Source organism: uncultured Helcococcus sp. (genome assembly GCF_946998255.1).
Lineage (GTDB): Bacteria > Bacillota > Clostridia > Tissierellales > Peptoniphilaceae > Helcococcus.
The window spans coordinates 1-14,326 of sequence record NZ_CAMPYN010000032.1 but is presented as its reverse complement, the minus strand read 5'-3'; the positions used below and the strand labels follow the sequence as shown (position 1 = coordinate 14,326).

Sequence of the window (14,326 nt, the reverse complement as noted above, 5' to 3'; positions counted from 1 at the left end):
GTGGCGCAAAAAGCGACAATAATACAGAAATGCGCCAACAGTGTTAATTGGTTAAAACTATTATCTATTATATATCAATCCCTATAAACTTAGATTTAAAAAACTCATTAATATAAAACATTAAACAAACAAACTATCAATTAATTTATTAATTGCAACTCCATTCCAATTAACATCTAAACTCTCAAATGTACAAATTAAATTTATACCTGGAATATAGCCATTATTGATATAATTATTGATTTTTAGTAATGCGGATCTTGAATACTCGTTATTATCCATCATTCCAAAATGCTCCCAAATAATAATTTCTCTAGTCTTTGGGTGTAAGATCATGAAGTCTGGATAAATTTTTCTACTGAACTTGTTTCCGAACCCATCCACATCTTCTAACTCAATGGCGGCCTCATACCTATAAGCTATTTTTCTTTGATATAGAAAATTTGCAATTAAACATTCAGACTTGGATCTCACAACATCTCCTCTGTTTGTAGTAAGTGTATTTGGTGTAATTTCTAACTTTTTTCTATCATAATTTTCATTCAACCATTCTGACGAAAAGTCTTTATACGATTTATATAGTGGTCTTAGATAATATTTTTTATTTTTATTAAAGCCATTTTCTATATTGACCAAAGGATTATTTTCAGTAAAGTCTTTGTATTCTTTAAGGATTTTTAATCTTTTCAACACATTTTCTTTAAGCTTTGGTATATAAGAATTTAAACATAGTTTATATGCCAATTCATTATATTTTTTAGGAATATAAGTTCTCTCTCCGCCTTTATACCAATAAGCTCTATTACCATTTACATTCAAACTCCCCTCAGGCAAATCTTTCTCCACCATCAAAACGTGATTAAGTATCTTTTCCAGCCTACAAATCTCTTTATCCAAATTCTTTTCAAAACTTAACATGCTGCCTCCTTCCTTCAATTTTACGATAATTTGAAAAATAAAAACTCTCAATATTGTTAAAAAAAGTTTATAAAGTAAAGCTTAATTGCTCAAAGAAAAGCTTTGCAATATAATAGAAGTAATAGATAGGAAAGGAAGAGATTATGAATATATTAGTTTATTTGGGTTCGAAAACAGGTAAAGATAAGATTTACACAGAAGCGGCTACCGAAGTTGCTGACTGGATTGTAGAAAACAAGCACAACTTAGTCTATGGTGGCAATTCCAAGGGACTCATGGGAGTCCTTGCTAAAAGAGTAAAAGAAAAGGGTGGTAAGGTCATAGGAGTGATGCCGGAATTTCTTCTAGAAATTGAAGAAAAATATGAAGAATGCGACGAATACATACTAACTCAAACCATGCAAGAGCGTAAGGACAAGGTGAGAGAATTGTCCCAAGTTTGCCTGGCTATACCAGGTGGACCAGGCACCATGGAAGAAATCACTGAAGCCTATTCTTTGTATTTGGTTGGACAAAACCCAAATCCTTGTATTCTTTATAATAAAAATGGCTATTATGACAATCTAAAAAGAATGTATGATGACATGGTTAGGGAAGGTTTTTTAGATGAAGAGGCCAGAAAAGACCTCCTATTTTCTGATGATTTTGAAGAAATAGAAGCTTTTATCCAAGAAAGGTTATAAGATGAGTTTTTGGGATTTATTTAAAAATAAAAAAGCAGAGGAAATGCCGATATTCCCAAACAGTCCAACAAAGGCTTACGAATGCATCTTTGCAGGACGTGTCCAAGGTGTGGGTTTTAGGTATACAATCTTTGACTATGCCAACAAACTCAATCTTCAAGGCTGGGTAAAAAACCTTGATAATGGCAATGTAAAGGCAGTAATCCAAGGTCCTGATGCAAAAATAGACCATCTTATAAAAATGATGGATGAATATTCCTTTGCCGACATTGACAAGGTAAAAAAGACGGAAACTGAGATAAATGAAGAGTTTGAAGGGTTTGAAATAAGATGATTAGACTAGCTACAAAAGAAGATCTAACTAATATAATGCTGGTTTATATGAAAGCCAGAAAGTTTATGAAGGATACTGGTAATCCAGACCAGTGGGGTGATAATAGGCCTACATATGAGTCAGTGGTCACAGATATTGATCAAAAAAGAATGTATATTATAGAGGAAGACGAAGGTCTTTTAGGAGTTTTCTCCCTTTATGATTATGATAAAGACTATGAAGATATTGATGGTAAGTGGCTAAATGACGAGCCTTATGTGGCTATCCACAAGCTAGCTGCAAATGGAATGAAAAAGGGTGTATTCAAAAAAGCCTTGGACTTTGCCAAAAGCAAGTCAAATAATATTAGGATTGATACCCACAAACACAACAAGGTAATGCAGTTAAATATCAAAAGGAATAAATTTTCATATGTTGGAAGAGTTTATATAGATGGAGAACTAGAGAGACTTGCCTACCATCTAGTTGTCTAGTTACTTATTAGGGATAATGGGTATAGATAATTCCAAAGAAAAATGATGAGGAGGAAGCTTTGAATTTAATATTGGAAAAATTAAAGGAGATGGCGTCTACGGTGATTCCAATAGCTATAATTGTCTTTATAGTCAATTTCACCTTGATTCCATTAGGAGCTCCAGTTTTAATTAGATTTCTTATAGGAACCGTTCTGGTTATAGTAGGACTGGCTCTGTTTTTGATAGGTGTAGATATTGGTATCACACCATTTGGGGACCATGTTGGTGAATCACTAGCCAGGTCAAACAAGCTATGGCTGGTTGTTGCAGGTGGTCTTATCTTAGGTTTTTTTATATCGATAGCAGAGCCGGGCTTATTAGTTTTAGGGGCGCAGATTGATACTGTTACCCAAGGAGCTATATCAGCTACAAGTTTATTTGTTGTAGTATCAGTCGGAATGGCTTTTATGATATCGGTAGGATTTTTAAGGGTGTTTTTTAATGTTCAATTAAAACATGTCTTATTTGCAATTTATACAATAATATTTGGTCTAGCAATTTTTACATCTGAAGAATTTTTAGCGATTTCATTTGATGCATCAGGGGCCACAACGGGAGTATTGGCTGTTCCCTTTATACTAGCCTTATCAACAGGTATATCGAAGTTGAAAAAAGACTCGGTCGCAAGTGAGGAAGACTCATTTGGATTAGTAGCCTTGGCTTCTTCAGGGGCTATAGTAGGGGTTATGTTTTTAGATATATTTACCGGGACAAAATCATTTTCACATGATTTATCACTTGAAATGACAACAACAGATAAGATTTTGAAACCCTTTATAGATATGTTTAGCAAACAGCTTAATGAAGCGGTTGTTTCTTTACTGCCATTATTATTAATTTATATAATTTTACAATTATTTGTTTTTAAACTGGATAAAAGAGAAAATAGAAAAATTTTAACCGGATTTTTCTTATCCTTTGTAGGTTTGCTAGTATTTTTACTTGGGGTGAATGGTGGTTTCTTCGAAGTAGGTGTACTACTAGGACAAGGACTGGCTGTTATGGAAACTAATATCTGGTTGTTGATAATAACATTCTTACTTGGTTTAGTGACCATTTTGGCTGAACCAGCCGTGTATGTATTGACCAACCAGATAGAAGATGTTACTTCTGGTTCTGTAAAAAAATCAGTAGTATCAATCTTCCTATGTATAGGTGTTGGTTTGGCCGTAGCCTTATCAGTTTTAAGGATAATAAATCCAAATATAAAACTTTGGTATTTCTTACTTCCAGGATATATTTTAGCCTTATCCATGATGAAGTGGACACCAAACTTATTTATAGGTATAGCCTTTGATGCTGGTGGTACAGCCACTGGCCCAATGACAGCGACCTTTATCTTGGCTTTTGTCCAAGGAGTTGCTGATGCTAGTCCACAAGCTAGCCTATTGACAGAAGGTTTCGGGATGATATCCTTAGTTGCTATGGCACCGATAGTTGCCTTACAAATACTAGGTATCATATTTAATACAAAAACAAAAAGAACGAAAGGAGCTTAATATGTCATCATACAAGCTTATACATGTAATTGTTCCTGATCATAAAGCTTCAAAAGTCTTGAAAGTATCAAAAAAACTTGGAGCCTTAGGTGGGACTATTTATAAGGCTAAGGGAACCCTTAGTGATAAATTTCTAAACTTTTTCTCTATATATAATGAAAAAAAAGAATTATTGATAATGGCAGTGGATGAAGAATCTGCAAGTAAAATAGTGCCTACTTTGGTTGCTAAGTTTAATTTAGAAAAGAAGAATACAGGTATTATTTTTACAACAAATTTAACTGCTATTAGTGGTAGTCTATTAGAAAATGAACTTAAAAAAGATGAGGTGGTAGATCCTATGTTTAAACTTATTACAACTATAGTGGACAGAGGTAAGGCAGAAGATGTAGTAGAATCTGCAAATGCAGCTGGAGCAAGAGGGGGTACCATCTTGCATGCCAGAGGCTCTGGTTCAAAAGAAACTCTGAAGGTATTCAATATGGATATAGAACCAGAAAAAGAAGTTGTCATGATAATTGTTGATAGTAAAATAGCTCAAAATGTTGTTGAAAAAATAAATAATGATTTAGAGATCAACATAGCTGGTAAAGGGATTGTTTTTGTACAAGATATTGATGAAGCTCATGGAATTTACCATGAAGAAAAGATTGACAATTAATAAACATTGAAATTTCAACGTTTTATTGAAATGTAAACGAAATTATTATATAATTATTAGTGGACAAATATATTTTTATAGAAAGGAAATATTTATGGGTAAATATTCAGACAAGTTAACAAAAGAACAAAAGTTGGATATGTTGAGATTGATGGAAGAAATCAGACATTTCGACTTAGAATTATCTAAACTTTACTCAAGAGGTTTAGTAGCAGGTATGACTCACTATTCAGTAGGTGAAGAAGCTGCAAACGTTGGTGCTATTTATGCAATGAGAAAAGAAGACCTTATGTATTCAAACCACAGAGGTCACGGCCAAACAATCTCAAAAGGTATCGACCTAAAAAGAATGATGGCTGAAATACTTGGTAAGGCACCAGGCTACTGTAAAGGTAGAGGTGGTTCCATGCACGTATTCAACCTTGAAGTAAACAACATGTCATGTAACGGTATAGTTGGTGGTGGACACGGACTATCAGTTGGTGCAGCACTTGTACAAAAGATGAAAAAAACAGGTAACATTGTTTTAGCAGCTATGGGAGATGGAGCTACAAACGAAGGTTCATTCCACGAAGGATTAAACATGGCTTCTACATGGAACCTACCATTAGTATGGTATGTAATCAACAATAAATATGGTATTTCAATGGACATCAACGACGCTATGAATGTTGACAACGTAGTAGACAGAGCTCCAGCTTATGGTATCCCTGGCATACTTGTTGAAGATGGTAACGATATATTAGCAGTTTATGATGCAACAATGGAAGCTATTGAACATGCAAGATCAGGTAAGGGACCAGTTTTAGTAGAATCTAAGACCTATAGATGGTTTGGTCACTCAGCATCTGACGCTGGTGCATATAGATCAAGAGAAGAAATTGATTCATGGAGAGAAAGAGATCCAATTGAAGCTTTCAGAAAAGTGTTGTTAGAAGATAAAACAGCTACTGAAGAAGAATTAGACGAAATAAGAGAAAAGGCTGTTGCGGATATTAAGGAAGCTGTAAAATTTGCTAAAGAAGCTCCTTATCCAGAAGTTGAAGTTGCCTTCCAAGACAATTTTGCAGACTAGTTAGAGAAATAAGAGAAAGTAAAGAAAGGATTAATCATGGGCGAAATGAAAGAAATGAGATGGCGTGATGCTATAAATCAAGCTATGACAGATGAAATGCGTCAAAATGAAGATGTATTTTTAATGGGTGAAGACGTAGGTATTTTTGGTGGTGACTTCGGTACTACTGTAGGTATGATAGAAGAATTTGGACCAGAAAGAGTTATTGATACACCAATTTCAGAAGCTGCTATAACTGGTGCTGCTTCAGGTGCAGCATCATTAGGTATGAGACCAATAGTTGACCTTACATTTATGGACTTTGTAACAATAGCTATGGATGCAATTGTTAACCAAGCAGCTCCAATGAGATACATGCTAGGTGGGGAAGTTTCAGTTCCTGTTACATTTAGAGCAGCAAACGGTGCTGGTACAGGTGCTTCATCACAACACCAAAAAACATTAGAAGCATGGTTTACACATATACCAGGTATCAAGGTAGTTGCACCTTCAAATCCAAACGATGCATATGCAATGTTAAGAGCAGCTATTAGAGATAACAACCCAGTTATGTACTTAGAACCAAAAACACACTTTGGTAAAAAAGGTATGGTAGATGCATCAGATGACAACATCGGTGTATTAGGTAAGGGTAAAGTATTTAGAGAAGGTAAAGATGTAACAATCGTATCTTGGGGTAAGGCTTTTGAACTAGTAGAAAAAGCTGCAGAAGAAGTTGAAAAACAAGGTATTGATGTTGAAATTATTGACATTGTTACATTGATTCCATTAGATGAAGAAATAATATTTGAATCAATCAAGAAGACAGGAAAATTAATTGTTGTACACGACTCATTTAAGACATCAGGTTTTGGTGGTGAAATAGTTGCAAGAGTTGCTGAAAGTGAAGCATTTGACTTCCTAGATGCACCAATTAGACGTATAGCATCAGCTGATTCACACGTACCATCAGCACCAAACTTAGAAAAAGCAGTTCAACCAAGTGTTGAAAAAGTAGTGGATGCAATATTAAAGACAGTTAACAAAGAATAGTTAAAGGAGAAGCTATGAAAGACATGAAATTGAGAGCTACTCCAGCTGCGAGAAGCTATGCCAAAGAATATGGCATAGACTTACGCGAAGTAAAAGGCTCTGGAGCGAAAGGTCGTGTGCACCTAGATGACGTGACCGAGTACAAAATTTCAGGCGCTATCAAAATTTCACCTCTAGCAAGAAGGATTGCAAAAGTTGAAGGATTAAATGTTGAAGTGCTTGAAGGATCAGGTCCAAGAGGCAAGATTATGAAAAAAGACGTACTTGCCCTATTACATGGTCAAAAGGCCGAAGATGCTAAAGTAGAAACAAAAGCAGAAGAAAAGACAGAAGCTCAAGTTGCAGAAGATGGCACAAGAAGAGAAAAGATGACTGGTGTAAGAAAAGTTATCGGTGCAAGAATGAAGGAATCACAAGAAGTGTCTCCTACTTATTCTGTAACAGTTGCTATCGACATGACAAACCTATTAGCTTTAAGAAAACAAACAGCAGATTTAGTTATCGAAAAGATAGACTTGAAACCATCTGTAACTGACTATATTTCATTAGCAGTTGTTAAAGCTTTAGGTAAACATCCACTTGTAAATGCAAGTGTATCTGAAGATGAATCAGAAATTATATACCATGATTATGTTTCATTAGGTATAGCAGTAGGTCTTGAAGAAGGACTATATGTTCCAGTAGTGCATGATGCAGACAAGATGTCATTTACCGAATTAGTAAGTGAAAGTAAGAGAGTAATCAAGGCAACACAAGAAAAGAACTTGAAGTTCAAAGATATGAATGGTTCAACATTCACAATATCTAACTTGGGTATGTTTGGCGTAGATACATTCTCATCAATTATCAACCAACCAAACACAGCTATCTTATCCGTAGCTGCTACAAAACAAACACCAGTTGTTGTAGATGGTGAAATTGTTGTAAGACCTATGATGAATATTTCACTAAACGCTGACCATAGAATTATCGATGGTCTAGAAGGCGCTAAATTCATGCAAACATTAAAAAATAATCTAGAAAATCCAATAGGACTATTAATTTAATTAGGAGGTAGAAGATGGCATATGAAATAATCATGCCGAAAGCCGGCTCTGAAATGGAAGAGGGCGAAATCGTACAATGGCTTGTTAACGAAGGTGATGAAATAAAAGTTGGTCAACCAATTCTTGAAATTGTTACAGACAAAGTAAACATGGAAGTTGAAGCTGAAGAATCAGGTGTTTTACTAAAACAATTATATGGTGCAGGAGATGTTGTTCCTGTTGTTACAACAATTGGTTGGATCGGTGAAGCTGGAGAAGAAATCCCAGAAGCTGCTGGAGATGCTCCATCAGAAGAAGAACAAGAAGAAGTTAAAAAAGAAGTATTACCAGAATCAGTAGCAAAAGCAGAAACAGAAGAAGCACCAAAGAGAGAAAGAAAAGGTGACTTTGATGTGGCTGTTATCGGTGGTGGACCAGCTGGTTATGTTGCAGCTATTAGGGCAGCACAATTAGGTGGTAAGGTAGCTATCGTTGAAAATTCTGTATTAGGTGGTACATGCTTAAATAGAGGATGTATTCCAACAAAAACATACCTACACAATGCTGAATTAATTTACTCAATTAGAGAAGCTGACGAAAGAGGTATCAAATTAGTAAATGATGCATTCAAAGTAGATATGCCAAAAACTGTTGAAGTTAAAAATGAAGTAGTTAAGAAACTTACAGGTGGTATTGGATTCTTAATGAAATCATACGGTATCAAGGTATACAACGGTTTAGGAACAATAACAAAAGATAAAAAGGTTTCTGTAAATGATGGTGAAGAAACAATCGATGCAGACAAGATTATCTTAGCAGGTGGTTCTAAGCCTATAGTATTAAACGTGGAAGGTGTTGACTCAGATAGAGTAGTGACATCAGATGAATTATTAGACTTAGACGTATTACCAAACAGACTAGTAATAGTTGGTGGTGGTGTAATAGGTTCAGAATTCGGTCAAGCATTCTCAGCATTTGGATCAAAAGTTACAATCATTGAAGGTGGAGAAAGAATCTTAAATACTTTAGATAAGGACCTATCAGATGTTGTTACAAAGAGATTCAAAAAAGAAGGCATCGACATCATAACAAATGCAAGATTCAACGGTGTTGTTGAAAAAGAAAAAGAATTAGTTGTTAAGGTAGAAGGACAAGATGATATAGTTGCTGACTATGTTCTATTAGCAGTAGGACGTAAGGCTAACCTATCAGCAGTAGCTGACTATGACTTAGATAAGACAGAAAGAGGCTACTTAAAGGTAAACGACTATATGCAAACATCTGATCCAGATATATATGCACCTGGTGACGTAAATGGTCATTTAATGTTAGCTCACGCAGCATTCAAGATGGGTGAAAGAGCTGCAGAACATGCAATGGGACTAAATAAAAAAGTTTCATTAAAATCAATTCCATCAATAGTATATACTTTACCAGAAGTAGGTGCAGTTGGATTAACTGAAGAAGAAGCAGCTAAGAGACATGATATTAAAGTTGGTAGATTCAACTTTGGAAGCAATGGTAGGGCATTGGCATCAAATGCTACAGAAGGATTTGCTAAAGTAATAATGGATACTAAATATCACGAAATATTAGGTGTTCATATTGTAGGTCCTTCAGCTGCTGAAATTATAAACGAAGCAGTTACAATAATTGAAACTGAAATGACAGTTGATGATGTATTAGAGGCAATGCATGGTCACCCAACATTTTCAGAAGTACTATACGAAGCATTTGCAGATTGCTTAGACAGATCAGTACACTCAGGTAAAAAGAAATAATAGAAATCAGGTAAAAAATGATTTATTTGAAATCTGATAATATAGATCCAGCCTACAATACTGCCCTAGAGCTATTTGCTTTCAATGAGCTGGCAGAAGAGGATGATGTATTTTATCTATGGATAAATAAACCTTGCATAGTTGTAGGTAAAAATCAAAATACAAGACAAGAAATCGACCAACACTATTGCGACGACCACGATATACAAATCGTGCGTCGTATAAGTGGTGGTGGTGCTGTCTATCATGACTTAAACAACTTAAATTATACAATTATTTCAAGTGAAGAAAGTCAGGCTGATTTTGACTTCAAGTCAATGAGTCAACCCGTGATAGATGCCTTGGCAGAAATGGGTGTTAAAGCCTATTTTACAGGAAGAAATGATTTACAAATTGGAGACCAAAAGTTTTGTGGTAACGCCCAATACATCAAGGGAAATAGAGTCATGCACCATGGCTGTATCATGTTTGATGTTGACTTGTCAGTTTTATCAAAAGCTTTGAAGGTTTCCAAGGATAAGATTGAATCAAAGGGTAAGACTTCCGTTAGATCAAGGGTTACAAATATCAAAGACCACCTTGAAGATAAGTCATATACTGTTGAAGACTTCGCTGAAAAGCTCAGAGATTTTATGGACAAGAAATATAACATGAAAGAATATAAGATCACTGAAGAAGATGAAAAGAAGATTGAACAGATTATGAATGAGAAAAATAAATCTTGGGATTGGGTCTATGGAACAAACCCAGACTTTACAATCCAAAGAAATAGACGTCTTCCTTCAGGAAAAGTTGAAGCTCATATCAATGTAAACAAGGGACACATAACCGATATGAAGTTTTTCGGAGACTTTTTCGGAGTAAAAGATGTTGATGAACTTGCACAGAAATTGATTGGTGTAAGATATGATAAAAAGTCTATCAAGGAAGTTTTAGACCAAGTAAATATAGGTGAATATTTCTTAAATGTTTCTAATGAAGAAGCTTTAGATGTTTTGGTTGATTAAATCAAACTGGTATGGATTAAAGTCCATACCGGTTTTTTATATTTTTTAAGAATAATTATTCTAAAAACATTTACTATATTTAGTAAAAACGGGAAAATATATAAATAAACAATATGAAAATTTTTCATAATCTATTGAAAATGCAAAGGAACTCTCAAATATTACAATAATTTAACAATAAAACTTTGAATAAATTTTTGTATAAAATAAAAAAATAAAAACTTTTCAAGTACAAATGGCTTAAAATAGCCGTTTAGAAATTGAGGGGGGGGGTAGAATCAAGTGATTAAGCCATTTAAATATATTTGAGTAGATAGCGTATAAGAGGTAAAATTGATACAGGAAGTATATTCTAAAAAACTTCTAAAATATTATACAATACATAAAATAAGGGAGGAAATATGAAAAGTAAAAGAATAATATCTTTTATATTAGCCTTTGCTTTGATATTAGGATTTGTTCCTAATTATGCTAAGGCTGAAGTCGAACCAGCTAACTGGGTCGACGATGCAAAGACGGCAAGGTACTGGCCAATACCTCACCAAGGTAAACTTGTTAAGGTATCAAGTGCCGACCCACTTAAAAACCCATCAGTAGAATACGTAGGAACCTATACAAGACCTGATGGTAGAGAAGTTGTAAGACTATCATTTTCAGTTTATGCTGGAGCAACATCAGGAGCTTGGGAAAAGCTAGTATTAAAACCTGATGCTGAGCTTGCAAACATGATTGACTGGAGCCTATCAGGTATGGGTAAGGGAAGACCAACTCAATCCACTACCTTCCACGATACCGATAGACTGAACAAAGAATTTGTAGGATTTGACAAAATTTCTGATGCCCAATCAGGTTCAGGAAACACCTATTCAATGGACATGACAGAAAAGGGAACTCAAGCAGTAAAGACTATTGCTATCGGTCCATGGGGACAAGAATCACCAATTGACCTTGTTTTAAATGAAGGTCAATCTGTAAGAAATCTTAAAAACAACCCTTTAATCCAAGCAAGGCTTATGGACCAAAAGTATGAGAGAATCTACTCTACTACAAAAGCGGAAGCAGAAGAAGTACCATACTCATCCTATACCTTATCTACTTTCATTCCAGGAAGGGTAAACCTAGGAGAAGGTACACTTATGACAGACGTGGTTCGTAACTACGAAAACATCTTTAAGTCAGCTTCAGCCACTATGCGCTACAACGAAGAAGAAGGCTATATCGATGTTTATTCAAAGAGAACCCACGGTACAATCGGAGCCTTTGCCGACGGTGGTGGATCTTTTCCTGCTGTTAACAGTACAAACAGAGGTTTCTATGCCTTTAGACAATCCTTTGATGCAAGCTTTAAGGACATCTTAAAACCTCAAGGCGAGTCTAAGGTAGTTGCACAAGTATTTGTTGCAAATCCAGATGACACAATTACCTATCCGGATGCAACAGGCAAAACTGCAAAGGCTGATAGCAGATTAGACATTAGCCAAGATGGTATCTTCTTAAAAGATGGTATAGGCTATATCCAAGTAGCGGATAATAAATGGCCGACAGAATATAGGATCGATACATCAGCTACAACAACCACCCCTAATAAGACCTTCTTGCCAAGTGGAGCAGAACTTACAGGCTATGGATACTCTACAGTTGTTAGATACTTTATAGACAAGGACAAGCTAAAAGAAAACTTTGGAGATTCTGACATTGTTGCCTATGAATTCTTCTCAACACTACTTGCTTCTAACGAAACAGGAGTAGAAGAGTTTAAGGCACCAGAAAGAGATGAAGACATCGACCTTAAACGTGGGGACAAAATAACCCTAAGATTTGACGGTAAACGTGACCTCATCACAAAAGGTACCTTCGACACCCAAGGATCTTATATTCAAATCGGTGATGACCAATTTGCTATAGATATCCGTACAACAGACGATAAGGCAAAATATACTGGTGGCGGAATTGTTTGGGATGATAACTACATGAAGGTAATGGAAGTTACTGTACCATTTGATATCAAGATCAAAAAAGATACACCAGTAACTGTATATTCAAGAAAGACAAAATTACAAGAAGTGTCACCAGGCATGACAGTAACATTTAATTACTCTGCCCAAGATGATTCAGGAAATACTGTTAAAAAGGATAAGATATATAGGTTTGAAAGACCACTTGTAGATGGATATACCAGAAACGATAAAGGTGAAATCTTTAAAGATGGTACAAAGATAAACGAACCTCAAGATAGTTTATTTATCGATAACCACGATGCCCTTGTTAGACCAAAACAAGCAACACATGCTGGTGGTATCCTAACAAGAACAGCAGACGCACCAGATATTGATGAGATCTTTACAGACTCTGAAAACCTAACTGGTAGATCTAAGTATGACAGAGTTAATGTATATTTATATGATGCAGATAAGCAAAAAGTTGATACAGCAAAAAGAATTGGTACTATTAAAGCATCTGATAAGAAAATCGAGATGAATGTTAATGGTGACGATGTACAAGGTTACGAATGGACTTCTGCAAATAATGATGCAGAACACAAATTAGATGCAAGTATTTGGGCTATAAAAGATACACCTTTATACTTCACAAACCAAGACGTATTACAAAATGCTCTTGAGAATGAGAAACCAGTTGTAGAGCAAGTTCAAGCTAAAGTTGTATTTGACTTGAATGGTGGTACATTGCCACTAGAAGTTAAATCTTATCAAGGTGTTGATAAGAACCAAAAACCTGGTACAGAATTTGCATATATAACAGGAAGAAATCAAGAAACTGAAGCAGTTACAAGAATTGCTCCTTTGAATACTAAATTTGCAAATCAAGAAGGATACTTAGCTAATGGTTTCGACGGTGATAACGTAAGTCTAAATGACCACAATGGTAAACTATTGGAAGGTGATGCTTTAACATTAAGAAAATTTGTTGAAAAAGATCCTAAATTAGCTAATAAAGAATTCTACGGCTGGACAACCAAGAAAGTTAATACAGTAGAAGAATTTGAAGAGTTAGAAGAATTAACAGAAGCGTCACAATGGGATGATGCTGAGACAAAAGGTTATAAATTTACAGCAACTTCACCTATTACTAAGGGGGTAACAGTTTACGCCTTCTATGGTGAACCAAAAACTGATGCTGACAGAGTAAACGATCTAGGTGGACTAAGCCCAGAAGCAATAAAAGTATGGGTAGGAGATGAAATAGATTGGTCAACAGGTGTAAAATCAACAACAGCAGAAAATGCAGAAGCAGTTAAAGCATTGTTAGAAAAAGCAACTGTAGCAGACCAATCAAATAGAAGTTCAGAAAAAGCAGGAGACTTCGAAGGAACTCTATTAGTAACATTTGAAGATGGATCAACAATAGAAGTTAAAGATCAAATGTTATACGTAAGAGATAGCAAGGTAACAGATCCTGATGATGAGAACTTACCAGAAGATGCAATTACAGTAACCTTTGAAAAAGGTGAAGGTGTAGCAAAAGTAGAAGAAAAATCCTTAAGAGTAAAACCAGGAACAGAACTAGAAGATAGTGACTTCCCACAAACAACTCTAGAAGAAGGATACAAGAATGCAACATGGACACCAGAAGATAAAGTAGTAACAGCAGAGAATAACACATTCACAGCAACTGCAACAAAACTAAGTGATGCAGAAAAAGTTACAAATCTAGGTGGACTAAGCCCAGAAGCAATAAAAGTATGGGTAGGAGATCAAATAGATTGGTCAACAGGTGTGAAAGCAACAACAGCAGAAAATGCAGAAGCAGTTAAAGCATTGTTAGAAAAAGCAACTGT

11 protein-coding genes and 1 pseudogene are annotated in these 14,326 nt (G+C 35.3%); 11 read left to right on the top strand and 1 reads right to left on the bottom strand.

Going from position 1 to position 14,326, the window contains the following annotated elements; genetic code table 11:
* Positions 1 to 120: 120 nt before the first annotated feature.
* The gene (locus Q0U66_RS03900) at positions 121 to 918 is read right to left on the bottom strand and encodes a hypothetical protein (protein WP_297377661.1); all 798 of its coding nucleotides are present in this window, start codon (positions 916 to 918) and stop codon (positions 121 to 123) included.
* 143 nt (positions 919 to 1,061) lie between these two features.
* Between Q0U66_RS03900 and Q0U66_RS03895 the strand changes: the two genes are divergently transcribed.
* The 11 genes and pseudogenes from Q0U66_RS03895 to Q0U66_RS03845 form a co-directional block, all read left to right on the top strand.
* On the top strand, positions 1,062 to 1,601 hold the full coding sequence (locus Q0U66_RS03895) for a TIGR00730 family Rossman fold protein (RefSeq protein ID WP_297377659.1): 540 nt from the start codon (positions 1,062 to 1,064) through the stop codon (positions 1,599 to 1,601).
* 43 nt (positions 1,602 to 1,644) lie between these two features.
* Positions 1,645 to 1,935: an acylphosphatase gene (locus tag Q0U66_RS03890; RefSeq protein WP_297377662.1), complete on the top strand. Its 291-nt coding sequence runs from the start codon at positions 1,645 to 1,647 to the stop codon at positions 1,933 to 1,935.
* Entirely contained in the window at positions 1,932 to 2,408 is a 477-nt protein-coding gene (locus tag Q0U66_RS03885) for a hypothetical protein (protein ID WP_297377657.1), read from the top strand. Before Q0U66_RS03890 ends, Q0U66_RS03885 begins: the two co-directional genes overlap by 4 nt.
* A gap of 59 nt (positions 2,409 to 2,467) precedes the next feature.
* On the top strand, positions 2,468 to 3,949 hold the full coding sequence (locus Q0U66_RS03880) for a DUF1538 domain-containing protein (RefSeq protein WP_297377655.1): 1,482 nt from the start codon (positions 2,468 to 2,470) through the stop codon (positions 3,947 to 3,949).
* A 1-nt stretch (position 3,950) separates the two neighbouring features.
* Positions 3,951 to 4,610 (top strand): P-II family nitrogen regulator, encoded by a 660-nt coding sequence (locus tag Q0U66_RS03875; RefSeq protein WP_297377653.1) that lies wholly within the window; start codon positions 3,951 to 3,953, stop codon positions 4,608 to 4,610.
* Positions 4,611 to 4,704: 94 nt separating this feature from the next.
* The gene (locus tag Q0U66_RS03870) at positions 4,705 to 5,685 is read left to right on the top strand and encodes a thiamine pyrophosphate-dependent dehydrogenase E1 component subunit alpha (protein WP_297377651.1); all 981 of its coding nucleotides are present in this window, start codon (positions 4,705 to 4,707) and stop codon (positions 5,683 to 5,685) included.
* 45 nt (positions 5,686 to 5,730) lie between these two features.
* Positions 5,731 to 6,717, top strand: a complete 987-nt coding sequence (locus tag Q0U66_RS03865) for an alpha-ketoacid dehydrogenase subunit beta (RefSeq protein WP_366938263.1) — start codon at positions 5,731 to 5,733, stop codon at positions 6,715 to 6,717.
* Between the two features lie 14 nt (positions 6,718 to 6,731).
* The gene (locus tag Q0U66_RS03860) at positions 6,732 to 7,763 is read left to right on the top strand and encodes a 2-oxo acid dehydrogenase subunit E2 (RefSeq protein WP_297377647.1); all 1,032 of its coding nucleotides are present in this window, start codon (positions 6,732 to 6,734) and stop codon (positions 7,761 to 7,763) included.
* 14 nt (positions 7,764 to 7,777) lie between these two features.
* A complete protein-coding gene (lpdA, locus tag Q0U66_RS03855; RefSeq protein ID WP_297377645.1) occupies positions 7,778 to 9,523 on the top strand; it encodes a dihydrolipoyl dehydrogenase in 1,746 nt (581 codons plus the stop codon).
* A 17-nt stretch (positions 9,524 to 9,540) separates the two neighbouring features.
* Entirely contained in the window at positions 9,541 to 10,530 is a 990-nt protein-coding gene (locus Q0U66_RS03850) for a lipoate--protein ligase (protein ID WP_297377642.1), read from the top strand.
* Positions 10,531 to 10,931: 401 nt separating this feature from the next.
* Positions 10,932 to 14,326 (top strand): annotated as a pseudogene (locus tag Q0U66_RS03845) (hypothetical protein); the annotation flags it as partial.

What these genes read in the sequence shown, in the direction of transcription:
- lpdA (WP_297377645.1), top strand. Translation starts at nt 7,778, where the DNA reads ATGGCATATGAAATAATCATGCCGAAAGCCGGCTCTGAAATGGAAGAG.
- Q0U66_RS03870 (WP_297377651.1), top strand. Translation starts at nt 4,705, where the DNA reads ATGGGTAAATATTCAGACAAGTTAACAAAAGAACAAAAGTTGGATATG.
- Q0U66_RS03900 (WP_297377661.1), bottom strand. Translation starts at nt 918, where the DNA reads ATGTTAAGTTTTGAAAAGAATTTGGATAAAGAGATTTGTAGGCTGGAA.
- Q0U66_RS03885 (WP_297377657.1), top strand. Translation starts at nt 1,932, where the DNA reads ATGATTAGACTAGCTACAAAAGAAGATCTAACTAATATAATGCTGGTT.
- Q0U66_RS03875 (WP_297377653.1), top strand. Translation starts at nt 3,951, where the DNA reads ATGTCATCATACAAGCTTATACATGTAATTGTTCCTGATCATAAAGCT.
- Q0U66_RS03865 (WP_366938263.1), top strand. Translation starts at nt 5,731, where the DNA reads ATGAAAGAAATGAGATGGCGTGATGCTATAAATCAAGCTATGACAGAT.
- Q0U66_RS03860 (WP_297377647.1), top strand. Translation starts at nt 6,732, where the DNA reads ATGAAAGACATGAAATTGAGAGCTACTCCAGCTGCGAGAAGCTATGCC.
- Q0U66_RS03850 (WP_297377642.1), top strand. Translation starts at nt 9,541, where the DNA reads ATGATTTATTTGAAATCTGATAATATAGATCCAGCCTACAATACTGCC.
- Q0U66_RS03890 (WP_297377662.1), top strand. Translation starts at nt 1,645, where the DNA reads ATGCCGATATTCCCAAACAGTCCAACAAAGGCTTACGAATGCATCTTT.
- Q0U66_RS03895 (WP_297377659.1), top strand. Translation starts at nt 1,062, where the DNA reads ATGAATATATTAGTTTATTTGGGTTCGAAAACAGGTAAAGATAAGATT.